The sequence below is a fragment of the Pseudomonas sp. Root401 genome, assembly GCF_001425105.1.
GTDB lineage: Bacteria > Pseudomonadota > Gammaproteobacteria > Pseudomonadales > Pseudomonadaceae > Aquipseudomonas > Aquipseudomonas brassicacearum.
The window spans coordinates 1-21,487 of sequence record NZ_LMDO01000027.1 but is presented as its reverse complement, the minus strand read 5'-3'; the positions used below and the strand labels follow the sequence as shown (position 1 = coordinate 21,487).

The window sequence follows — 21,487 nt, the reverse complement described above, 5'->3', positions numbered from 1 at the left end:
CGGATAGTCCGGACAAATAATTAGTCGAGGAGCCTACTCATCGAGCATCGCGCCGAAGCATCCGACAGCCATGCGCCGCGGCAATGGGTCGCAGCACCGAGGCTGGACGCCACACCATCAATAATTCTTCTTCTCAATTGACAATCATTATCATTAAGCCTAATTTGGCGCTCGATGTGCAGGACGAGTGCGGCATCCGGACGTCCTGCTAACTTTTTGCAGCAAGGTGAATTCCATGACGGAACAAGTATCCACAAGCAGGTGCGACTCACCGTTACTCCAGGCATTCGTGGACAACCGATTGATTCTGGTCAAGATCGCGGCACGCATTACCGGCTGCCGATCTCGTGCCGAAGATGTGGTGCAGGACGCGTTTTTCCGGCTGCAATCGGCGCCCCAGATCACCTCCTCGTTCAAGGCGCAGCTCAGCTATCTGTTCCAGATCGTGCGCAATCTGGCGATCGACCACTACCGCAAGCAGGCGCTGGAACTGAAATACTCGGGGCCGGAAGAGGAAGGGTTGAACGTGGTGATCCAGGGTGCTTCGCCAGAAACCTCCCATATCAACTTTTCCACGTTGGAGCACATCGCCGACGCGCTGACCGAACTGCCCAGCCGCACCCGCTATGCCTTCGAGATGTATCGCCTGCATGGCGTGCCGCAGAAGGACATCGCCAAGGAGCTGGGCGTCTCGCCGACCCTGGTGAACTTCATGATCCGCGATGCCCTGGTGCATTGCCGCAAGGTGTCGGGGGTCCGGGGGGATACCTTCGCCCGGCGGTGATATGTCAGTTCCGGCCCCATCGCGGGCAAGCCTTGCTCCCACAGGTTTTTCTGGCAGGCAAATAGTGTGTGAAGCCGGAGCCAGTGGGAGCAAGCCTTGCTCCCACTGGTTTTTCTGGCGGGCAAATAGTGTGTGAAGCCCGGAACCTGTGGGAGCAGCCTTGCTCCCACTGGTTTTTCTGGCAGGCAAATAGTGTGTGAAGCCCGGAGCCTGTGGGAGCAGCCTTGCTCCCACTGGTTTTTCTGGCGGGCAAATAGTGTGTGAAGCCCGGAGCCTGTGGGAGCAGCCTTGCTCCCACTGGTTTTTCTGGCGGGCAAATAGTGTGTGAAGCCCGGGGCCTGTGGGAGCAGCCTTGCTCCCACTGGTTTTTCTGGCGGGCAAATAGTGTGTGAAGCCCGGAGCCTGTGGGAGCAAGGCTTGCCCGCGATGGCGGCCTGATGACCACCACCTGCCCCATGTCAAACCTTACATCAACCCACACCGATCAAAAAACCGCTCACGCCCCAGGATCATCAGCGCCGCGCGCTTGTGGGGGAAATCGAATTCCTTTTCACAATGGAAGCACTGGTTGTGCAGGTGCCCGATCATCCGGGCATTGTCGGCCCGGGGCTCGGCGACCACGCGCTGGGTGCGCGGATCGTCCAGGAACAGGTAGTGCACCAGCGCCGACAGCCAACTGGCCACCTTGTGCGGCCCCCGGTGTTGCTCTTCGCCCACCAGCATGTGGATGCCGCGATCGTAGTTGCCGGCGTCATAGAACGGCGCGATCCGATCTTCCTTGGCCCAATAGGCTTCGAAATAAGCGAACGGCTGGTCATCGAAGCAGCCGATCAGGGTCAAGACCCGGGGATCGGCCTGCAGCTTGCCCAGGTACTCGCGATGCTGTTCCAGGCTGCCCTCCTCCTGCCAGAAGCTCGCCACCCGCGGGCTGTTCTGCCAGCGGTTGAAGCGCGTAAGGTCCTGCTCGATTTCCAAGGTGCGCAAGGACACCCAGGCGCCCAGCCGCGCATCGAAACGCCGGTACACCTCGCCACGGGGCTTGATGGGCCGGCGTGGATGGCGTTGGCCATCGGTGATGATCATGTGTTGTGGGTAACTGCCGTTGAACGACACTCCCAGCCAGGGCTGCGGCAATTGCCAGAACATCGTGCGCTCGCAAATGTATTCACCGGCACGTTCAGTGGCTGTCAACAAACCGCTGAGCAAGGCTTCGCCGGGGCGCTCGTCGAGGTGCCAGGTCAGGCGCTGGCAGTCGGGGTCGCGAGCAAACAGCCAATAGCAGGCCGCCCACAGCGCCGGGCCCACCGGTCGATCGTTGATTTCCTGCAAGTGCACGTGCAACTCGGGACCGCGCGCAAGGCGCAGCCGGATCAGCGGCGCACCTTCGAGCATCAGGCTCAGGTGGCGTTCGGTTTCATCGGCGCCGAGGCGACGGCCGCCGGGCAAGGGCAACGTCGTCGGGTGGTTGAGGTTGGACATGGAAGGGGCTCGCGTATTCGTCGGTAGTCAACGTGGGACGTGAGCCAGGAAGGGAAATTTAGTGGCGCATTCAATGGGTATGCATGGGCACCAGATGAATCTGGTAGGGCTGGAAAATCTTCAGCAACTGACCGTTATCCCGCAACATCTGCAGCAACTGTGCAAACACCTCACTAGAAATGGGCGCTTGCGGACGGATCAACGCGTAGTGGTGGTAAACCTGATCGATGCGTTCAGACACCAGCAATTGCGGGCCGACTTCGGAGTTGCGCAACACGTAATCGTTGAGGTACGAGCGGGTTACCAGGGCGATATCCGCGCGCCCGCGCAAGACCATCTGCAGGTTGCTGTCATGTGAATACGTCAACGTGGCGTTGTATTGGCCGGTAAGGAACTTGGGATCGGCGTTGAATTCGGCAAAGGCATAGTGATAACCGCTGAACAGTGCCAGGCGCTTGCCCCTGAGATCGGCGAAATAACTTTGCTGTCGATCCGGCTGGCGCTGGGCGACGAAGACTTCCGCATCCTCCAGGCCCATGTCCACCGAGCTATGCGGGACGTCCTGCCAGCCCCAGGCCGGGTTCTCGAAGATCGCCATGTCGACCCGACCCTGCTTGAAATCATTGAAGCGGCGCGGGATCGATGTCGGCACCAGCACGAACTGATAGTCGGTTTGCGCCTGGTTCAAGGCCTCCACCATTTGCGGCAGCAGGCCGGTGTCGGCGCCGTTCTCGGGACGAACGGTATAAGGCGGAAAATGCGCCGCGCCGATCCGTACCAGTTGCGCGGCCTCGGTCGGCAACGCCAGGAAAACGGCCAGAGCAGCCAGCACCAGACGCGAGGTCATCCCCATCGGCGAAAACGTCAAGATAACCCACTCCCCAAAAGTCCCCATCAATAACAATCAAGCTAGGCGGTTTCAGCCACTTAGCCAGTCACACGGTCATTCAAGGCATTGCTCGATTATTGTTTTTCTTCAAGCACAAGGATCAGGGCTTGCTCGGCCAGCTCATCGAGGCTCAGGCTGCCTTCGGCGCGAAACCAGGTGGTGGTCCAGGACAACGCTCCCGTGAGGAACCGCCGGGTAATGAATACGTCCCCACGAATATACCCGGCCTGCTTGGCCTGGCCCAGGACCTCGAGCCACAAGTCTTCATAAATATCACGCAGGGCCAGCACGTGCCGCTGCCCGTCCTGCGATAGCGAACGCCACTCATAGACCAGCACCGCCATGGCCTCGCCGGTGCCGCCCATGATCGACTGCAATTCGCAGCGGATCAGCGCCAATACCCGCTCACGCACACTGTCGGCCTCGGCCAGGGCGGCGCGCATCAATGCGGTGTTGTAGCGGATGGTTTCTTCCATCACCGCCCGCAGGATTTCGTCCTTGCTCTTGAAATGGTGAAAGATGCTGCCCGACTGAATGCCCACGGCACTGGCCAGGTCACGCACCGTGGTGCGCTCGAAGCCTTTGTTGCGAAACAGGTGGGCGGCGGTCTGGAGCAGTTTGCCGCGAGCACTGTCCGGGTCGGTCAGTTGCCCGTTGTCGACCAGCTCCCGCATCACGCCCAGGGCTTTTTGCTCGTCCACCCATTCTCTCCTACAGTCGATCAACCCACGCGCGAGCATTGCACACCAAACCATCAGTGGCGCGGGCAATTTAAGCTGACCGAGGCAGCCAAGCAAGCGCTCGGCCAGAAGAACCAGCGGTCGTTTACAAACCAAGCGCTTGCTTGGTAGTCTCGAACCACCTTTGCCGGAGGGAACGCCATGCCAAAAACGATCCGTATCGGTTGCGCCAGCGCCTTCTGGGGCGATACCTGTACTGCGGCGGCGCAACTGGTCGAGGGCGGGGCGCTGGATTACCTGGTGTTCGACTACTTGGCCGAGGTGACGATGTCGATCATGGCCGGGGCGCGCCTGAAGGATTCTTCAAGCGGCTATGCCACGGACTTCATCGAGGTCCTCACACCGCTGCTACGGCATTTGCATGACCACGGCATCCGTGTCATCAGCAACGCCGGCGGGGTCAACCCCCAGGCCTGTGCGAAGGCCCTGCAAGCGGCCTGCGATCAGGCGGGCGTGCCGTTGAAGATCGCCGTGCTGCTGGGCGATGACCTGCAACCGCAATTCGATCGACTCGCCGCCCAGGGCATCCGTGAAATGTTCAGTGGCGAGCCCCTTCCGCCCGCGTGTGTGTCCATCAACGCCTACCTTGGCGCGCCCGGCATCGTCGAGGCGTTGCGCCTGGGGGCCGATATCGTGATCACCGGCCGCGTGGTGGACAGCGCCGTGGTCAGCGCCGCCCTGGTGCATGAATTCGGCTGGGCCTGGGACGATTACGACCGATTGGCCCAGGCCGCACTGGCCGGACACCTGATCGAGTGCGGCGCCCAGTGCACGGGCGGCAACTTCACCGACTGGCAGCAAGTGCCGGATTACGAGCACATCGGCTTTCCCATCGTCGAGGTCAGCGCCGACGGCCAGTTCACGGTTACCAAAACCGAAGGCAGCGGCGGATTGGTCACGCCATTGACAGTCGGCGAGCAGTTGCTCTACGAAATCGGCGACCCGCAAGGCTATCTATTGCCGGACGTGATCTGTGATTTCAGCCAGGTCAGGTTGATCCAGCAAGGCAAGCACGCCGTGCGCGTCCACGGCGCCAAGGGCTTGCCGCCCACCGATCAATACAAGGTCAGCGCCACCTGGCCGGACGGCTGGCGCTGCACCGCCACCTGCCTGATCGCCGGTATTGACGCGGTGGCCAAGGCTGAACGGGTCAGCCAGGCAATTGTCGCCAAGACCTCACAGAGGTTCAGCCAGCGTGGCTGGGCGCCCTACAGTGAAGTGAACATCGAACTGCTGGGCAGCGAAGCCACTTACGGCCAGCACGGCCAGCGCCGGGACAGCCGTGAGGTGGTGATCAAGCTGGCGGTTCGGCACCCGGACAAACAGCCGCTGGTGCTGTTTTCCAGGGAGATCGCCCAAGCCGCCACCGGCATGGCGCCGGGGCTGACGGGGCTGGTCGGTGGCCGGCCGACGGTGTCGCCGTTGATTCGCCTGTTCTCGTTCCTGATCGACAAAGCCACTTGCCGGCTCGACATCGAACTCGACGGCCAGCGTCACCCTTGCCCCCTGCCCGCTTTCGAACCGCTGCACACCGTCAATCTGCCCGTCGCCCCGGACCTGCCCAAACCCCAGGGCCGGGCCGATGCCAGCGTGCCGTTGATCAAACTGGCGGTGGCGCGCTCCGGCGACAAGGGCAACCACAGCAACATTGGCGTGATCGCCCGGGAACCCGAATACCTGCCCTGGATCGCCGAAGCACTGACGCCGGAGGTGATGGTCGACTGGATGAGCCATGTGCTCGACCCGCGCTTGGGCCGGGTCGAACGCTGGTACCTGCCGGGCACCCACAGTTTGAATTTCCTGCTGGAAAACGCCCTCGGCGGCGGCGGTGTCGCCAGCCTGCGCATCGATCCCCAGGGCAAGGCGTTCGCCCAGCAGTTGCTGGAGATTCAGATTCCGGTGCCGCAACACATTGCCGATCAGGTCAACGCCTCCCCACACCACCCTGATGCATGCCTGACCCGTAGGAGCTGACGAGTGCAACGAGGCTGCGATCTTGTCCCGGACAATTGAGTCGCAAGCGAAAGATCAAGATCAAAAGATCGCAGCCTTCGGCAGCTCCTACAGAGGAGTGCGATCTACTGGAGGAGTTTGCATGCCAATCATCGAATCGCATCTTGATCCCCACAGCGCTGACTTCACGCGCAACCACGCGGCGATGCTGGCCGGTGTCGAACAACTGCGCCAGCTCGAACAGGCCGTGCTGGAGAAAGCCGCCCAGGCCCAGGACAAGTTCGACCAGCGCGGCCAACTGTTGCCGCGCCAGCGCCTGAACCTGCTGCTGGACCCTGGCGCGCCGTTCCTCGAACTGGCGAGCCTGGCCGGCTACAAACTCCATGACGACAAGGACGGCAGCCAGGCCGGCGGTGGGTTGATCGCCGGGATCGGCTATGTGTCCGGGATGCGGGTGCTGGTGGTGGCCAACAACAGCGCAATCAAGGGCGGCACGATTTCCCCCAGCGGCTTGTACAAGACCCTGCGCCTGCAACAGATCGCCATGGAAAACAAACTGCCGGTCATCACCCTCGCCGAAAGCGGTGGCGCCAATCTCAATTACGCGGCGCAGATTTTCGTCGAAGGCGCGCGCTGCTTCGCCAACCAGGCACGCATGTCGGCCATGGGCCTGCCACAGATCACCGTGGTGCATGGCTCGGCCACCGCAGGCGGGGCTTATCAGCCAGGGTTGTCGGATTACGTGGTGGTGGTGCGCGACAAGGCGCGGCTGTTCCTGGCCGGGCCGCCGCTGCTCAAGGCCGCGACCGGCGAAGTGGCCAGTGAGGAGGAACTGGGCGGTGCGCAGATGCACGCACAGGTGGCCGGCACCGCCGAATACCTGGCCGAGAACGACGCCGACGGCGTGCGCCTGGCCCGGGAGATCCTCAGCCTGCTGCCCTGGAATGCGCAACTGCCGCCACTGCCCGAACGGACGTGGACGGAGCCGCTCTACCCCACCGACGAATTATTGGGACTGGTCCCCGACGACCCGAAGAAGCCCTATGACGTGCAGGAAATCATCGCCCGCATCGCCGACGGCTCGAATTTCCTGGCCTTCAAAAGCGAGTTCGACGCCCAGACGATTTGCGGCCACTTGCACATTCGCGGCCACGCCTGCGGCCTGATCGGCAACAACGGACCGATCACGCCCCAAGGTGCCAGCAAGGCCGCGCAGTTCATCCAGTTGTGCGACCAGAGCCGCACGCCGTTGCTGTTTTTGCACAACACCACCGGGTTCATGGTCGGCACCGAGTCGGAGCGACAAGGGGTGATCAAGCACGGCGCCAAGATGATCCAGGCCGTGGCCAATGCCCGAGTGCCCAAGCTGACCGTCGTGGTGGGCGGCTCCTACGGCGCCGGCAATTACGCCATGTGCGGCCGTGGGCTGGACCCACGCTTCATCTTCGCCTGGCCCAACAGCCATACGGCGGTGATGGGCGGCGCCCAGGCCGGCAAGGTCCTGCGCATGGTCACCGAGGCCACTCAGATCAAGAACGGCCTGACCCCCGACCCGAAGATGCTGGACCTGCTCGAGCAAACCACCGCGCAGAAACTCGACAGCCAGTCCACCGCTCTCTACGGCAGCGCCAGCCTGTGGGACGACGGGCTCATCGACCCGCGCGACACCCGCACACTGCTGGGCTACCTGCTGGACATCTGTCACGAGGCCGAGCAGCGGCCACTGCAAGCCAACAGCTTCGGCGTGGCCCGTTTCTGAGGACGCTCCAAGGCTCACAGGAGAACACTAAAAATGATCTTCACCCAGGAACACGAAGCACTGCGGCGCACCGTTCGCCAGTTTGTCGAGCATGACATCAACCCTTACGTCGACGAATGGGAGAAGGCCGGGCGCTTCCCCATCCACGAGGTTTTCCGCAAGGCCGGCGAGCTGGGCCTGCTGGGCATTTCCAAACCGGTTGCCTTCGGCGGCATGGGCCTGGACTACAGCTATTCGATCGTCGCGGCCGAGGAATTCGGCACCATTCATTGCGGCGGCGTGCCCATGTCCATCGGCGTCCAGACCGACATGTGCACCCCGGCCCTGGCCCGCTTCGGCTCCGATGAGTTGCGTGAAGCGTTCCTGCGCCCGGCCATCCGCGGCGAACAGGTGGGCTGCATCGGCGTCTCGGAGGTCGGCGCCGGCTCCGACGTCGCCGGCCTCAAGACCACGGCGCGCAAGGACGGCGACGACTACGTCATCAACGGCAGCAAGATGTGGATCACCAATGCACCCAGCGCCGATTTCATTTGCCTGCTGGCCAACACCTCGGATGACAAGCCCCACGTCAACAAATCGCTGATCATGGTCCCGATGCACAGCCCCGGCATCAGCCTCGGCCAGCACCTGGACAAACTCGGCATGCGCAGCTCGGAAACCGCCCAAGTGTTTTTCGACGACGTGCGGGTGCCACAACGCAATCGCATCGGCCAGGAAGGCGCCGGGTTCATGATGCAGATGCTGCAGTTCCAGGAAGAACGCCTGTTCGGCGCGGCCAACATGCTCAAGGGCTTGGAGCATTGCATCGACAGCACCATCGCGTACTGCAAGGAACGCAAGACCTTCGGCACGGCCCTGATCGACAACCAGGTGATCCACTTTCGCCTGGCGGAACTGGCCAGCGAGATCGAATGCCTGCGGGCGCTGGTCTACCAGGCCACCGAGCAGTACATCAACGGCCAGGATGTCACGCGGCTGGCGTCGATGGCCAAGCTCAAGGCCGGACGCCTGGCCCGGGAAACCACCGACAGTTGCCTGCAGTACTGGGGCGGCATGGGCTTCATGTGGGACAACCCGATCGCCCGGGCCTATCGCGACGTGCGGCTGGTGTCCATCGGTGCCGGTGCGGACGAGATCATGCTGGGCATCATCTGCAAGCTCATGGGGATTTTGCCGGGGAAGAAAAACTGAGTACATCGCCTGCCCAGACCGCCATCGCGAGCAAGCTTTGCTCCCACAGGTGAATGCACTCACTGGGCATTGTGGGAGCAAAGCTTGCTCGCGATGAGGCCCAACCAGACACCGCAAGACTCCAGGAATGAACCCCATGCCCGCCTTCAGCAAAATCCTCATCGCCAACCGTGGCGAAATCGCCTGCCGGATCCAGCGCACCGCCCAGGCCCTGGGCTATCGCACGGTGGCGGTGTTCAGCGAGGCCGACGCCGAGGCGCTGCACGTGCGCATGGCCGATGAAGCCGTGCTGATCGGCCCGGCCCCGGTGCAGCAGTCCTACCTCAACCCCTCGGCGATTCTCGATGCAGCCCGGCGCTGCGGGGCCGATGCGATCCATCCCGGCTACGGCTTTCTTTCGGAAAATGCCGGGTTCGCCAAGGCCTGCGAAGCCACCGGCATCGTGTTCATCGGCCCCAGCCCCGAGGCCATCGACCTGATGGGCAGCAAGCGCCGGGCAAAAATCGGCATGATTGAAGCCGGCGTTCCCTGCATCGCCGGTTACCAGGGCGCCGCCCAGGACGACGACACGCTGCGGCGCGAAGCCGGGCGCATCGGCTACCCGTTGATGATCAAGGCCAGCGCCGGTGGCGGGGGCCGAGGCATGCGCCTGGTCCAGAGGGCCGACGACCTGCTGGAGCAGTTGCGCAGCGCGCGCTCGGAGGCCCTGCACGGTTTTGGCAGCGACGAGTTGATCCTCGAACAGGCCCTGATCGATCCGCGGCATGTGGAAGTACAGATCTTCGGCGACCATCACGGTCAACTGATCCACCTGGGCGAACGGGACTGCTCGATCCAGCGGCGCCACCAGAAAATCATCGAGGAGGCGCCCTGCCCGGTCATGACCGCCGACCTGCGCCAGGCCATGGGCGACGCGGCACTCAAGGCCGGACGCGCAGTGAATTATGTCGGGGCCGGGACCGTGGAGTTCCTGCTCGCGGCGGACGGTCGGTTTTACTTCCTGGAGATGAACACGCGCCTGCAGGTCGAACACCCGGTCACCGAGTTGATCACCGGCCTGGATCTGGTGGCCTGGCAATTGGACGTCGCCGCCGGCAGGCCGCTGCCCCTGCGCCAGGAGCAGGTGACGCTCAGCGGCCATGCCATGCAAGTGCGGCTGTACGCCGAGGACCCGGCGGCCGATTTCCTGCCTCAGACCGGACAGTTGATCGGTTGGGAGCCGCCCATACGGGACGGCGTGCGAATCGACCATGGCCTGCTGGAGGGGCAAGCCATCACCCCGTTCTACGATTCGATGCTGGGCAAGCTCATCGTCCACGGTGCCACTCGCGAGGAGGCCCGACGCAAATTGTTGCGAGCGGTGGAAGATTGCGTATTGCTTGGCGTGCAGAGCAACCAGCGATTGCTCGCCGGGTTGCTGGCACACCCGCGGTTCATCGACGGTGACTTCGGCAACGGATTCATCGGGCAGCACTTTGCCGATCATGCGGCGCTCCGGTCCCTCGAGCCCTCCGCCGAACAACTCGCCATCGCCACGGCGGCGTTTTATCTGGCCTCGCAAGCACGGCATGCTCCGGGCCTGGGCGGATGGCGCAACAGCATCGGCGCGGCGCTGCACTACCGGATCGGCGTCGGGGAGCACGACTGGACGCTGGGCCTGGAGGCCGAAATCGACGGCACACTCAACATCCGCAGTGCCGGGCGCGTGATCGAACTGAGGCTGCTCGACGCTGCTCCCCATGGCGCAACACTGGCGATCGATGGGATTCGCCGGCGGCACGCGTGGCGCCTCGATGGCAACGATCTCTGGCTGTTCACCCGCCCTGGCGGCCTGCACCTGCAAGATCGGACCCTGGCCCCCATCGCCGCCAAGGCCAGCCCCAGCGACGGCACGCTCAGGGCGCCAATGGACGGCGCCATTGTCGAACTGTTGGTCCGCGAAGGCAGCACGGTGCGCCAAGGCCAACTGCTCATGGTGCTTGAGGCCATGAAAATGGAGCACCCACTCAAGGCCGGCGTCGACGGCGTGGTCAGGCAATTGCAGGTCTCGCGGGGTGACCAGGTGAAAAAACGCCAGGTTTTGTTGCACGTTGAAACAGCCCACTAGTCGGATGCCGAGGGTTTGACTACGCTCAAACCCATCAGCACGCCGATACCGGGAACCCTGCAATGCCTCACTGGCTGGTGATTGATCTGGAGGCCACCACCGATGAAGGTGGCTGGCCGGTAACCGAAATGGAAATTATCGAAATCGGCGCCACGCTGGTGAATCGTGACGGCCGCGAAGTGGATCATTTCCAGCGCTTCGTGCGGCCCCTGAGGCGACCGCTGCTCACGCCCTTCTGTCGCGAACTGACCCACATCACCCAGGCCAATATCGACAGTGCCGCGCCCTTGACCGAGGTCTGGCCGGCGTTCGAGCGCTGGCTGGCGCCGTATCAGTCGAAGCTGGAAAGCTGGGTCAGTTGGGGCGATTACGACCGCAAGCAACTGCTTCAGGAATGGCAGCACCAGCAGTTGCACAGCGTCCTCGGCCAGGTGCCGCACATGAACCTCAAGCAACGCTTCGCCAAGGCCCGTCGGCTGGAGCGACCGCTGGGGCTCAATGGCGCGCTGCAACTGGCTGGCCTGCAATTCTGCGGTCAACAGCACCGTGCGCTGGAAGATGCCCGCAATACCGCGCGGTTGTTGCCCCTGGTGCTTCCGGGTTGAGCGGCAGCCACCTCCCAGTGCGGCAGATGACGAATGTTGCAGCCTTGTGCATACTGGCCGGCCTTTTTCAGCCCCTTTTTCGAGGAATCGCCCATGTTTAAAGTCAACGAGTACTTCGACGGCACCGTCAAGTCGATCGCTTTTGGCACTGCCGAAGGCCCTGCGACCATCGGCGTCATGGCACCGGGCGAATATGAGTTCGGCACGGCCCAACGGGAAATCATACACGTGGTCTCCGGCGCGCTGACCGTGAAGCTGCCGGACAGCACCGACTGGGAAACCTTCGAGGCTGGCAGCCAGTTCAATGTCCCGGCCAACAGCAAGTTCCAGCTAAAAGTGGCCGTCGATACCGCTTACCTGTGTGAGTACCGCGGCTAAGCCTGCCCTCATCACAAAAGCGGTTGCGTGATAAACAAAAATGCCCGTGTCCAGTGACACGGGCATTTTTGTTTACGGATCTTTTTATTCGAGCACTTCAACCGGCATGCCGACTTCAAGCCGGCCGTTGCTGTCGTTGACCAGGTTCTGACCGAACATCGCACCGTCCGGTGTCGAACGGTATTGCTGCAACGTGGCAAAGGGTTCGCGATTCGGATCGCGTTCGCCGGTTTGCGGATCGACCGTGGTCATGATGCAACGTGAGCATGGCTTGACCAGCCGGAACTCAACCTCGCCGATACGAATGCGCTTCCAGCCGTCCTCGGCAAACGCCTCGCCGCCCTCCACCACCAGGTTGGGGCGAAAGCGCAACATTTCCAGCGAACGACCGACCCGGTTCGACAGGTCCTGCAAGGACGCCTGGCCAATCAGCAGCAGGGGGAAACCATCGGCAAAGGCGACCTTGTCGTCATCCTTGCCGTAACCGGCGGCAGTGGTACGCGCCAGATCCACCGGCACATGCACCAGGCGGGTAGGATTGCCGATGAATTCGCTGACCCAGGCCGCGGCCTCGTCGCCGGCATCCGGCACACGCAAGGTGTCACGCCAGATGATCACCCCGCGCCGCTGTTCTTCCACCACGGGCGGTAGCGGCACATCGATGGCGCCATGGCCCGGCGCGCTGAGCGTCAGGCCGCCTGCTTCGTTCCACAAGGCTGAGAGCTGGCTCATCTTCGCCACGGCGCGCTGAGTCAGGAAACGCCCCGTGCCCTCATCCACCAGCATCCAGCGCCGGTCACCGTCCAGCCCCAGTTTGTCCAGGCCGATCCCTTGCAAGGGCTGGCCCTTGCCGGACTTCAACGGATACCGATACAGCGCGCTCAGCCGCAACATGGTCAACTTCCCTGGTGGCGAAAAAATGCCACCTTATACGAGCCGGCCATTGAAGCAAACCACCATCGGCTTCAGTCGAGCATCAGCCGCTGGCGCACCACATCGACCAGCTTGTCCGGCTGGAATTTGGACAGGAAGTTGTCGCAACCGACCTTCTTGACCATCGAATCGTTGAAGCTGCCGGACAGCGAGGTGTGCAGTACGACATAGAGCCCACGCAAGCGCGGGTCGTTGCGGATTTCAGTGGTCAGCCGGTAGCCGTCCATTTCCGGCATTTCCGCGTCGGTGAAGATCATCAGCAATTTATCGGTCATCACCTCGCCGGTATCGGCCCAGGCCTTGAGCATGTTCAGGGCTTTTAGGCCGTCGCTGGCGATGTGCATTTTCACGCCCAGTTGCCCCAGGGTATCGCGCAGTTGCGAGAGCGCGACGTTGGAGTCGTCCACCAGCAGCACTTCGCGACCACGGGCGCGCTCCAGCACCGGGTCTTCGAGCTTGTCCCGGGAGACCTTGGCGTTGTACGGCACGATTTCGGCCAGGACTTTTTCCACGTCGATGATTTCCACCAACTGATCGTCCACCTTGCTGATGGCCGTCAGGTAGTGCTCACGGCCAGCGCTGGTCGGCGGTGGCAGGATGGCTTCCCAGTTCATGTTGACGATGCGGTCGACGCCGCCCACCAGAAATGCCTGAACCGAGCGGTTGTATTCAGTCACGATAATGGTGCTGTTGGGGCCCGGCACCAGCGGACGCATGCCAATGGCCTGGGACAGGTCGATCACCGGCAACGTCTGGCCCCGCAGATTGACCACGCCGCACACGAACGGATGGCGCTGTGGCATCAGGGTCAGTTTCGGCAGTTGCAGCACTTCCTGGACCTTGAACACGTTAATGGCGAACAACTGTCGACCCGCCAGGCGGAACATGAGAATTTCCAGGCGATTCTCACCCACCAGTTGGGTTCGTTGATCTACTGTGTCGAGAATGCCGGCCATCGATGACTCCTGGGCTTGTTCGGATGAATCCAATGAATGAGATATCGGCTGCACGAGCCGAATCTTGACCCCCGGATAAAATACAAGCGCGGGGCATTGATGTCACATTAACATCATGCTTTACTGGCTTCATGACTTCATCTGCAATTTTTCTCTGCCGCGCGACCCTGGTTTGCGTGCAAAGTTCCCCTGCCTAAGGGATTCCCCTAGGCACAATCAGGTCCAACCTGATATTCCCGTTATCCAATAGCCATTAATGTGACGCCATTCTCATTGCTGAACGGAGTCAGGCTTTTGTGCGCGACCACAGGACATCGGGCCTCCAGCCTTTCGGCCGATCCCACCCATGCAATTGTTTGCGAATTCACTTTCGCTAAACGGCATGGACGTGTCGCTGTGCGTCCGACCGCGGTCGACCTTGAGATCCAGCCGTTCGCCATAAGCGGTTTCCTTTCGCCTGACATGATGTTGTGGAGATAAGCATGCCGAACGATCGTAGGAACTGGAGTCAGCGTCTTCCCGAGCTTCTGATCGAGGCCGAGACGCTGTTGGCCAAGTCGGAGGAATGCCTGAGCCATCTGCAATTGATCAACAACGACAAGGACGCCATCGATTGCATGCTCAGCACCTTGCTGAAACTGTCGAACAAGGCCAATGCCCTGGCGCTGGAAGCCCTTTCGGAGTTTTCACTGCATATCCATGGCTTGCTCAATCACGCGCAAAACCACATGGAGTTGCATGACCAGGCCTTGGACGCCCTGAAGGATTGCTTGACCCTGATGGCCTGGCAATTGGAACTGGTCGATCACACCACCGGCCAGTTGGGCCTGGACAGCAGTGAACAGACCTTGTTGATCGAGGCGTTCGCTTTCCAGGTGGGCCAGTGCCCCGACCAGGCATCGGCAGCGTCACGTTCGCTGGCGTTGGTACCCTATTCCCAGAAACAAGCCTGAGACGATGATGCCGGCTCAGTGCCGCGTGCCTGGTACGTAGCGCTTACACCGCGCCATGGCGAGCGCGACCAACGATGGGTGAAGTGGTACTATCTCGCGCGTCAGCCACTTCAAGACAGCGCCGTAAAAGCCGCCGACCGAAGCTGCCTTCGACCTGAAACGTTTACCCGACCGGGCCTGTCAGATGCGCTGACCGGCCAGCCCGCAGCGAACATTCATTGGCTCCATCCGCTATGTACGCCAGCCTCAAGTCACTCATCACCTGGCCTCCCTCCCGAGAAAACGCCCGTCGCTTCACATTATTACTGTGCATTTGCTCGGCCGTCGGCTGCCTGCTGGCCTACCTGTTCGCCGCTACGGTGCCGTTGAGCCTGCTGGTACTGAATGTCGCGGCCATGACCTGTGTCTGGATCCACCATCGATTGTCACGCAAATCCATCAAGTTCCAGCCTCAGGAACTGGCTGACCGGTTGCTTGAAGTCCAGGAAAACGAGCGCCATCGCCTCAGCCGCGAATTGCACGACGACATTGGCCAGCTGCTGACCGCGGCGAAACTGCAAGGCGAATGGCTCAAGCGGCGGATGCCGGAAGAACTGCAAGGCCAATGCGCGCTACTCTGCGAGACCCTGGACGAAACCCTCAACAAGGTCCGCGACGTATCGGCGATCCTCAACCCCCGGCAACTGACCAGCCTCGGACTGGAGGCAAGCCTGCGGGCGCACCTGCTCAAGACGCTGGCCAATGCCCCGGTGAAGTGGAGCCTCGATTGCCAACAGCGCATGGCTGGCATCCCGGAGGAAATGTCGGTCGCGGTGTTCCGGATCACCCAGGAAGCGGTCACCAACATCTTGCGTCATGCCCGGGCGACAAATCTGCTGGTACGCTTGCAACGCCTGCCTGACGGCCTGACCCTGCTGATCAGCGACGATGGCCAGGGGTTTATCCCGGCCACCCACCCCGCTCGCGAAGGTCAACGGGGCATGGCCGGCATGTTGGAGCGGGTCGAACAATTGGGCGGCACCCTCAAGGTCATCAGCGAGGCCGGAAAAGGCACGCACATCGAAGCACGCTTCCCCTGGGCACCGCGAGCCCTGGAACGAGCCAGTAAGAATAAGGTTTTCCTTTGATTTGTAATTTGCTTCTGGTAGATGACCACTCCCTGATCAGGGCCGGCGTACGCGCGCTGGTCATGGATATCCCGGGTTATGCCGTCATTGGCGAAGCCAGTGATGGCACGCAATTGCTCGAACTGGTCGAACGGCTGAACCCCGATATCGTGCTGCTGGACATTTCCATGAAGGACACCTGCGGCCTGGACGCCTTGCAACAGCTCAAGCGGGCACGCCCCCACAGCAAGGTACTGATCCTGTCCATGCATACGGATCCGGCGCTGATCATGCAGGCGCTGGAATCCGGCGCCCACGGCTACCTGCTCAAGGACACCACCGCCAATGAGCTGAAACACGCCTTGGAGGCGCTGCGCAACAACGAACGCTATCTGAGCCCGGCCATCGCCCATACCGTGATCAACCAGGCGCTGACCCGCGTCCAGAAGCATCAGTCGGACCCTGCCCGGGCCCATAACCTGACGGCACGCCAGCTGGAAATACTGCGGCTGATCGTGCGCGGCAAGTCCACCCGGGAAATAGCCAACGGCTTGAACCTGAGCATCAAGACCGTGGAAACCCACCGGGCGCAAATCATGAAGCGCCTGCAGATCCATGACGTGGCCGGCCTTGTGCTGTTCGCGGTACGTGAACAAATCATCAGCCTGGACGATTGAGCGTCGTCGCGCCGCCCAACAGCGGCGAATCGGACGGCAGGTGCACGCGCAGCGCTTTTGGGCGGACAGTGAAACGCAGGGCGTCAACCTGCAACGGCTCGCCATCGAGATTGATATCCAGGCCTTGCGCGACCTTGATCTCCACCCATGGCAAGCGCGCGCGGATAAACATGTTGTCGATGCCCAGGCCACCCGCCAGCAAGTCCTTCAACGTACTGACCACCTCCTGAGGCGCCGGCAAGATGCTGATGTCCAGCAACCCATCATTGGCCAACGCCTCCGGGCACAGCACGTGGCCACCCCCTGCCTGGCGGCCATTGCCGATACCCAGCGCGAGCAAATCGCCCTGCCAGTGGAAATCAGGGCCTTGCAACTCACCATAGGCGGCACTCAGCTCACTGAATCGTGAAAGGCCGGTGAACAGGTAGGCCGCGCCTCCCAGGACTTTCTTGAGGTCCTCGGAAGTGTTCGCCGTCACCTGGCTGCCAAAACCGCCGGTGGCCATGTTCAGGAAAATCCGGCCGCAGACTTCACCCACATCCACAGCCTGCGGCGCAACGTCGAGCAAATCCAGGGCCTGCGCAGGCTCCAACGGAACACCGGCCGCCCGGGCGAAGTCGTTGGCAGTGCCCAGCGGCAGCAGTACCAGGCTGGCATCACTCGAATGGAGGACGATCGCTTCGGCGATATCACGCAAGGTCCCATCACCGCCGCCGGCGATCAGTCGCGTATAACCGGCCTCCAGCGCCTCATCGACGCATCGTTGGGCATCACCGGCCTCCCAGGTCAACCGTACCGCCAGGTCCCAGCCCTGCTCACGCTTGCGCATCACTGCCGTGCGAACCTCTTCGTTGAGCGCTTGCTTGCCATGCAAAATCAACAGCGCCTTGCCTTTGCTCATCGTTGTCTCCGTCATTGGAAGGTTCAGGAAATGGGACCGCTCATTCGAGCGAAAAAGCCCGAAACATCTCAACTTATTAAAAAAAGCAGGCTTGCCCTTGGGAGAAGACCCGCAGGGCAGCTCGTTCGACCGGGACGTCTTGATTCGAAGAGTTTTCTTACAAGATCTGGCGAATCAGCTCAATTGACCCTCTAGCGGTATTGAGACACCTTGGCCTTCTGTTTTGCTGGAACGCTAAAACCCTCATCACACAAGGAAGCACTTACCCATGGATGGATACGTCACGGCCCACTGGGGCCGGATCAGTCGTTCGAACAGTTATGGCCAAGGGGATGAACCGTCCCATGCATAACCGTGAATACAAACTGATGCCCCAGCAGCGCGCGCCCCTTGGAAGCGGGCGGGCCGATACTCAGAACGAATGCAAAAGTTGCAGTAATCCCGTTGGAGGAATTGATTTGGAACCGCGCGTCGTTGAACTGGAAACCCACCTCAAATACATCCGCAAAGACATGGATGAAATTCGCACCGACGTAAAGGTGATCCGCCACAGGCTGGCCTATTCGGCTGGCGCTGCAGCGGTGGTGCTCGGCCTGCTGGGCTGGATTGCGAACAATCGATTCGATCAGGTAGTGATGCTGCTCACACGATGAAGGTGAGGCCCGAGGATCCGACTCGGGCCGCAGAACACCTGCCACAGTGCTAGCCCAGGACTTCGCTCAAGGGAATGAAACCCACTTCATCGCCCTCCACCAGCGTCCGCCCCTCGAGCACTTCGACCAGCCCTTCGGCCCAGGCGGCGCTGCGCAGGACACCCGAGCTTTGATTCCGATAGATGATCGCTCGACCATTCTCCATGCGGCCTCGCAAGTATTCTCGTCGACTGCCTGCCTTCGGCCAGGCGAAACCGGCCGGCACCTTGAACTTGAGCGGCGCCACCGACTGAACGCCCTGGCGTCTTAGCAGGTAGGGCCGCGCCAGCAGTGCGAAAGTCACGAGGGTCGAGGCAGGGTTTCCAGGCAGGCCTATGACCGGCACGCCACGGTAATGCCCGAACGTCAGCGGCTTACCCGGCTTTATGGCGAGTTTCCATAGCGCCAGCTCGCCGTCCTCGCGCAAGGCGATGCCCAGGAAGTCCGCCTCCCCCACCGATACTCCACCGGTGGACAGGATCAGATCGACATCAGACAACTGTGCCAGGCGCTCGCGGGTGGCCGATAGGTCGTCGGGCAGGATACCCGCGTCAATCACCTCACAACCCATGCGTTGCAGCCAGCCACACAGCAGCACGCGGTTGCTGTTATAGATCTGGCCTGGGCCCAAGGCCTGACCGGGTTCGACCAGTTCATCCCCCGTGGACAGGACTGCGACGCGGACTTTGCGCACCACGTCCAGCGATGCACAGCCCAAGGAGGCCGCCAGCCCCAGCTCGATCGGCCCCAGGCGAGTACCGGCAGAGAGCACCTGCTCGCCGACGGTGGTCTCCTGCCCCTGGGGGCGAATGTTCTGTCCGCTGACCATAGGCTCGGTAAACCGCACCCGCTGGTCGTCTTCAACCACGGCATTTTCCTGCATCTCGACGCAATCGGCGCCAGCAGGGACTGGCGCCCCGGTGAAGATCCGCGCACACGTGCCAATGGCCAGCGGCTCTGGAGCCTGCCCGGCAAAAATCCGCTGGCTGACCTTCAGCGGCTCGCCGTTCCAATCAGCCAACCGCAAGGCATAACCGTCCATGGCGCTGTTGGGCCATGGCGGCAAATCAAGGGTCGACACCAGATCCTCGGCGAGCACTCGCCCTAGCGCCGCGGCCAAAGGCAAATGCTCGCGCTGGACAATCGGCGTGGCCGCCGCCATCTCGAGCAGTCGCTCCAACGCGACCTCAACGGCCATCAAGGCGCCGGCCTTGCCCGGTTTACCCACGGGATTCACAAGGCGCTGCCTGTTTCAAATGAGCCACGAAGTTGCACGGCCGATGCCGCACATCCAGTTGTTCGCCCAGGATGCCATCCCATCCGGTACGCACCGCGTTGGTCGAACCCGGCAGGCAACACACCAGCGTGCCATTGGCCAGGCCTGCCAGCGCGCGGGACTGCACGGTGGAAGTGCCGATGTCGGCCACGGATATCTGTCGGAACAACTCGCCAAAACCATCGACCTGCTTGTCCAGCAGGCACGTGACGGCTTCCGGCGTGCTGTCACGCCCCGTGAAACCGGTGCCGCCGGTGATCAGCACCACCTGCACCACGTCCTCGGCAATCCAGGTCGCGACTTGCGCCCGGATCTTGTACAAATCATCTTTGAGCAGGACCCGCTCCGCCAGGTTGTGGCCGGCCGCCGTGAGCCGATCGACGAAGAGCTGCCCGGACGTATCGGTTTCCAGGGTACGGGTATCACTGACAGTCAGTACCGCGATATTGAGCGGCACGAAAGGTACATCAGCCTTGGCTTTCATAGGCTCGTCCAGTTGTGGAGGAAACAGCCCGGTGTTATATCACAGCGCTTCATTTTTTCGCCCGTGCGGAGACACGCCATGACCTCGAATACGTCACTGCCACCCTGCTCCATCCTGCTCTTGGCGGGCGGGCGCGGACAACGCATGGGCGGCCAGGACAAAGGCCTGGTGCCGTGGCAGGGCGAACCGCTGATTGCCCATCTGCATCGCCAGACCCGGGCCATGAGCGATGACCTGATCATCTCCTGCAACCGCAACCCGCAACATTATGCGATGTATGCCGATCAGTTGGTGCATGACGAGGAAGGCGACTTTCCCGGGCCGCTGGCAGGCATCCGGGCAGGCCTCAAGGCTGCGAAGCATCCGTATTTGCTGGTGCTACCGTGCGACGTACCGCAAATCGACTCGAGCCTGCTCGACAACATGCGCAAGACTGCCAGCCAGCACCCCGACAAGCCGCTGATGGTGCGGCACGGCGAGCATTGGGAGCCGCTGCTGTGTGTCATCCCGCTGGCCCTGGCATCAAGCTTCGAACAAGCCTGGCGCGAAGGCGAGCGCAGCCCCGGTCGTATCATGCGCGCATTGCACGCGGTTGCATTGCAATGCCCTGCCGACGATCCCCGACTGGCAAATCTGAACACCCCAGAACTACTGGCCCAACACAAAGGCGTGTCAGATTGACACTAGCCAGGAACTTGCGCGCGATGTATACGTCTGAAGGTCAGTAACTTGAAGAATCCATTTCGGAGAAACACCATGACACAACGGACCCTCGCCACGTTCATGCTCGCTCTGGGCCTCGCCACCCTTGCCGGGTGCGCTTCGCCAACAGTGATCACCTTGAATGACGGTCGCGAAATCCAGGCCGTCGATACCCCACATTACGATGAAGAAAGCGGCTTCTACGAATTCGAGCAACTGGATGGCAAGCAGACTCGCGTGAACAAGGATCAGGTTCGTACCGTTAAGGATTTGTAATCTGTAACGCTGCTGCCCGATGTCGCTAAAAAACGGTGCTTCCTGAAGAGGGAGGCGCCGTTTTTTTTGGGGCTTGGTTTTGGGCTTGGTTTTGGGTGTATATCCGTTTTTTTGGTAACGGCGGCTTATGGTTCCGCTCTTACAGCGGCTCACTTTTGAAGAGCGCAAAAGTAAGCAAAACGCTTCTGCCCCACCACTCGGCACCTCGCTGCCGGGATGCCCACTCCACAATGCCTGCGTTCGGCCAGCGTGGTTAACGGGGCGCCGAGATCAACGTCCACCGCGAGGCGGCCTTATAGCCGACCTGATTCTGGGTGGGACCGCGTTTCTCCTGTGGGAGCGGGCTTGCTCGCGAAGGCGGAGAGTCAGTTTGTGATGATGTTGGATGTGCCTATGTCATCGCGAGCAAGCTCGCTCCCACAGGTTTTTGTGTCGTGTGCTGATGTTGTGAATACCCACAGCCCCATGTGTGCGAGCCTGCTCGCGATAACGGTGGCTCAGCCACACAGATGCTGGACGCGCCGCGCTCTTGCTTTGCTTTGGATCTTGATCTTGATCTGGACGCCCCGTTAAACCACGCTGGCCGAACGCAGGCATTGCGTAGTGGGCATCCCGGCATGGATGCCGGGATAGCCGCGCTGGGCCC

The 21,487-nt window shown here is 61.7% G+C and carries 21 protein-coding genes; 13 read left to right on the top strand and 8 right to left on the bottom strand.

Features of this window, described 5'->3' with window-relative positions; translation table 11 throughout:
* The first annotated feature begins 235 nt into the window (after positions 1-235).
* Positions 236-784 (top strand): RNA polymerase factor sigma-70, encoded by a 549-nt coding sequence (locus ASC85_RS19945; RefSeq protein ID WP_003199492.1) that lies wholly within the window; start codon positions 236-238, stop codon positions 782-784.
* A 465-nt stretch (positions 785-1,249) separates the two neighbouring features.
* Here the strand turns inward: ASC85_RS19945 and ASC85_RS19940 are convergent, their stop codons facing one another.
* From ASC85_RS19940 to ASC85_RS19930, 3 genes are all read right to left on the bottom strand, one after another.
* Positions 1,250-2,263, bottom strand: a complete 1,014-nt coding sequence (locus ASC85_RS19940; protein ID WP_057451022.1) for a GNAT family N-acetyltransferase — start codon at positions 2,261-2,263, stop codon at positions 1,250-1,252.
* Between the two features lie 70 nt (positions 2,264-2,333).
* Positions 2,334-3,110 carry a substrate-binding periplasmic protein gene (locus ASC85_RS19935; protein ID WP_057451037.1) on the bottom strand — a complete coding sequence of 259 codons (777 nt, stop codon included), beginning with the start codon at positions 3,108-3,110 and terminating at the stop codon, positions 2,334-2,336.
* Between the two features lie 116 nt (positions 3,111-3,226).
* The gene (locus ASC85_RS19930; protein ID WP_057451021.1) at positions 3,227-3,853 is read right to left on the bottom strand and encodes a TetR/AcrR family transcriptional regulator; all 627 of its coding nucleotides are present in this window, start codon (positions 3,851-3,853) and stop codon (positions 3,227-3,229) included.
* A 180-nt stretch (positions 3,854-4,033) separates the two neighbouring features.
* On the opposite strand from ASC85_RS19930, the gene ASC85_RS19925 reads away from it, so the two are divergent.
* The 6 genes from ASC85_RS19925 to ppnP all read left to right on the top strand — a co-directional run bounded on the left by ASC85_RS19925 (position 4,034) and on the right by ppnP (position 11,885).
* The gene (locus ASC85_RS19925) at positions 4,034-5,866 is read left to right on the top strand and encodes an acyclic terpene utilization AtuA family protein (RefSeq protein ID WP_057451020.1); all 1,833 of its coding nucleotides are present in this window, start codon (positions 4,034-4,036) and stop codon (positions 5,864-5,866) included.
* 121 nt (positions 5,867-5,987) lie between these two features.
* Positions 5,988-7,604 (top strand): geranyl-CoA carboxylase subunit beta, encoded by a 1,617-nt coding sequence (gene atuC / locus ASC85_RS19920; RefSeq protein ID WP_057451019.1) that lies wholly within the window; start codon positions 5,988-5,990, stop codon positions 7,602-7,604.
* Positions 7,605-7,637: 33 nt separating this feature from the next.
* The gene (gene atuD / locus ASC85_RS19915; protein WP_057451018.1) at positions 7,638-8,795 is read left to right on the top strand and encodes a citronellyl-CoA dehydrogenase; all 1,158 of its coding nucleotides are present in this window, start codon (positions 7,638-7,640) and stop codon (positions 8,793-8,795) included.
* Between the two features lie 136 nt (positions 8,796-8,931).
* Positions 8,932-10,902: an acetyl/propionyl/methylcrotonyl-CoA carboxylase subunit alpha gene (locus ASC85_RS19910; RefSeq protein WP_057451017.1), complete on the top strand. Its 1,971-nt coding sequence runs from the start codon at positions 8,932-8,934 to the stop codon at positions 10,900-10,902.
* 62 nt (positions 10,903-10,964) lie between these two features.
* Positions 10,965-11,507, top strand: a complete 543-nt coding sequence (locus tag ASC85_RS19905; protein ID WP_057451016.1) for an exonuclease domain-containing protein — start codon at positions 10,965-10,967, stop codon at positions 11,505-11,507.
* 93 nt (positions 11,508-11,600) lie between these two features.
* Positions 11,601-11,885 (top strand): pyrimidine/purine nucleoside phosphorylase, encoded by a 285-nt coding sequence (gene ppnP / locus ASC85_RS19900; protein ID WP_057451015.1) that lies wholly within the window; start codon positions 11,601-11,603, stop codon positions 11,883-11,885.
* A gap of 84 nt (positions 11,886-11,969) precedes the next feature.
* Here ppnP and ASC85_RS19895 read toward each other — a convergent pair whose 3' ends face one another.
* The gene (locus ASC85_RS19895) at positions 11,970-12,779 is read right to left on the bottom strand and encodes an MOSC domain-containing protein (RefSeq protein WP_057451014.1); all 810 of its coding nucleotides are present in this window, start codon (positions 12,777-12,779) and stop codon (positions 11,970-11,972) included.
* 71 nt (positions 12,780-12,850) lie between these two features.
* On the bottom strand, positions 12,851-13,774 hold the full coding sequence (locus tag ASC85_RS19890) for a chemotaxis protein CheV (protein ID WP_003183670.1): 924 nt from the start codon (positions 13,772-13,774) through the stop codon (positions 12,851-12,853).
* A 482-nt stretch (positions 13,775-14,256) separates the two neighbouring features.
* Between ASC85_RS19890 and ASC85_RS19885 the strand changes: the two genes are divergently transcribed.
* The 3 genes from ASC85_RS19885 (at position 14,257) to ASC85_RS19875 (ending at position 16,510) form a co-directional block, all read left to right on the top strand.
* Entirely contained in the window at positions 14,257-14,727 is a 471-nt protein-coding gene (locus tag ASC85_RS19885) for a hypothetical protein (protein WP_057451013.1), read from the top strand.
* A 233-nt stretch (positions 14,728-14,960) separates the two neighbouring features.
* Positions 14,961-15,854 carry a sensor histidine kinase gene (locus ASC85_RS19880; protein WP_057451012.1) on the top strand — a complete coding sequence of 298 codons (894 nt, stop codon included), beginning with the start codon at positions 14,961-14,963 and terminating at the stop codon, positions 15,852-15,854.
* The gene (locus ASC85_RS19875; RefSeq protein ID WP_057451011.1) at positions 15,851-16,510 is read left to right on the top strand and encodes a response regulator; all 660 of its coding nucleotides are present in this window, start codon (positions 15,851-15,853) and stop codon (positions 16,508-16,510) included. Before ASC85_RS19880 ends, ASC85_RS19875 begins: the two co-directional genes overlap by 4 nt.
* On the opposite strand, the gene yegS is transcribed toward ASC85_RS19875, so the two are convergent.
* On the bottom strand, positions 16,494-17,411 hold the full coding sequence (gene yegS, locus ASC85_RS19870; protein ID WP_057451010.1) for a lipid kinase YegS: 918 nt from the start codon (positions 17,409-17,411) through the stop codon (positions 16,494-16,496). The two genes, ASC85_RS19875 and yegS, sit on opposite strands and share 17 nt — an antisense overlap.
* A 368-nt stretch (positions 17,412-17,779) precedes the next feature.
* Between yegS and ASC85_RS19865 the strand changes: the two genes are divergently transcribed.
* Positions 17,780-18,064, top strand: coding sequence for a hypothetical protein (locus tag ASC85_RS19865; protein WP_236712380.1), 285 nt, complete (start codon positions 17,780-17,782; stop codon positions 18,062-18,064).
* Between the two features lie 49 nt (positions 18,065-18,113).
* Here ASC85_RS19865 and ASC85_RS19860 read toward each other — a convergent pair whose 3' ends face one another.
* Positions 18,114-19,301, bottom strand: coding sequence for a molybdopterin molybdotransferase MoeA (locus ASC85_RS19860; protein ID WP_162254881.1), 1,188 nt, complete (start codon positions 19,299-19,301; stop codon positions 18,114-18,116).
* A 22-nt stretch (positions 19,302-19,323) separates the two neighbouring features.
* The gene (gene moaB / locus ASC85_RS19855; RefSeq protein ID WP_003199458.1) at positions 19,324-19,863 is read right to left on the bottom strand and encodes a molybdenum cofactor biosynthesis protein B; all 540 of its coding nucleotides are present in this window, start codon (positions 19,861-19,863) and stop codon (positions 19,324-19,326) included.
* Positions 19,864-19,941: 78 nt separating this feature from the next.
* On the opposite strand from moaB, the gene mobA reads away from it, so the two are divergent.
* Positions 19,942-20,544, top strand: coding sequence for a molybdenum cofactor guanylyltransferase MobA (gene mobA, locus ASC85_RS19850; RefSeq protein ID WP_057451008.1), 603 nt, complete (start codon positions 19,942-19,944; stop codon positions 20,542-20,544).
* A gap of 75 nt (positions 20,545-20,619) precedes the next feature.
* A complete protein-coding gene (locus tag ASC85_RS19845) occupies positions 20,620-20,841 on the top strand; it encodes a YgdI/YgdR family lipoprotein (protein ID WP_003199454.1) in 222 nt (73 codons plus the stop codon).
* Positions 20,842-21,487: the final 646 nt, after the last annotated feature.

Coding starts and splice junctions, on each gene's coding strand:
- ASC85_RS19890 (WP_003183670.1), bottom strand. CDS start 13,774: ATGGCCGGCATTCTCGACACAGTAGATCAACGAACCCAACTGGTGGGT.
- mobA (WP_057451008.1), top strand. CDS start 19,942: ATGACCTCGAATACGTCACTGCCACCCTGCTCCATCCTGCTCTTGGCG.
- ASC85_RS19905 (WP_057451016.1), top strand. CDS start 10,965: ATGCCTCACTGGCTGGTGATTGATCTGGAGGCCACCACCGATGAAGGT.
- ASC85_RS19885 (WP_057451013.1), top strand. CDS start 14,257: ATGCCGAACGATCGTAGGAACTGGAGTCAGCGTCTTCCCGAGCTTCTG.
- ASC85_RS19925 (WP_057451020.1), top strand. CDS start 4,034: ATGCCAAAAACGATCCGTATCGGTTGCGCCAGCGCCTTCTGGGGCGAT.
- ASC85_RS19910 (WP_057451017.1), top strand. CDS start 8,932: ATGCCCGCCTTCAGCAAAATCCTCATCGCCAACCGTGGCGAAATCGCC.
- ppnP (WP_057451015.1), top strand. CDS start 11,601: ATGTTTAAAGTCAACGAGTACTTCGACGGCACCGTCAAGTCGATCGCT.
- atuD (WP_057451018.1), top strand. CDS start 7,638: ATGATCTTCACCCAGGAACACGAAGCACTGCGGCGCACCGTTCGCCAG.
- atuC (WP_057451019.1), top strand. CDS start 5,988: ATGCCAATCATCGAATCGCATCTTGATCCCCACAGCGCTGACTTCACG.
- ASC85_RS19895 (WP_057451014.1), bottom strand. CDS start 12,779: ATGTTGCGGCTGAGCGCGCTGTATCGGTATCCGTTGAAGTCCGGCAAG.
- moaB (WP_003199458.1), bottom strand. CDS start 19,863: ATGAAAGCCAAGGCTGATGTACCTTTCGTGCCGCTCAATATCGCGGTA.
- ASC85_RS19845 (WP_003199454.1), top strand. CDS start 20,620: ATGACACAACGGACCCTCGCCACGTTCATGCTCGCTCTGGGCCTCGCC.
- ASC85_RS19935 (WP_057451037.1), bottom strand. CDS start 3,110: ATGACCTCGCGTCTGGTGCTGGCTGCTCTGGCCGTTTTCCTGGCGTTG.
- ASC85_RS19945 (WP_003199492.1), top strand. CDS start 236: ATGACGGAACAAGTATCCACAAGCAGGTGCGACTCACCGTTACTCCAG.
- ASC85_RS19880 (WP_057451012.1), top strand. CDS start 14,961: ATGTACGCCAGCCTCAAGTCACTCATCACCTGGCCTCCCTCCCGAGAA.
- yegS (WP_057451010.1), bottom strand. CDS start 17,411: ATGAGCAAAGGCAAGGCGCTGTTGATTTTGCATGGCAAGCAAGCGCTC.
- ASC85_RS19865 (WP_236712380.1), top strand. CDS start 17,780: ATGCCCCAGCAGCGCGCGCCCCTTGGAAGCGGGCGGGCCGATACTCAG.
- ASC85_RS19860 (WP_162254881.1), bottom strand. CDS start 19,301: ATGGCCGTTGAGGTCGCGTTGGAGCGACTGCTCGAGATGGCGGCGGCC.
- ASC85_RS19940 (WP_057451022.1), bottom strand. CDS start 2,263: ATGTCCAACCTCAACCACCCGACGACGTTGCCCTTGCCCGGCGGCCGT.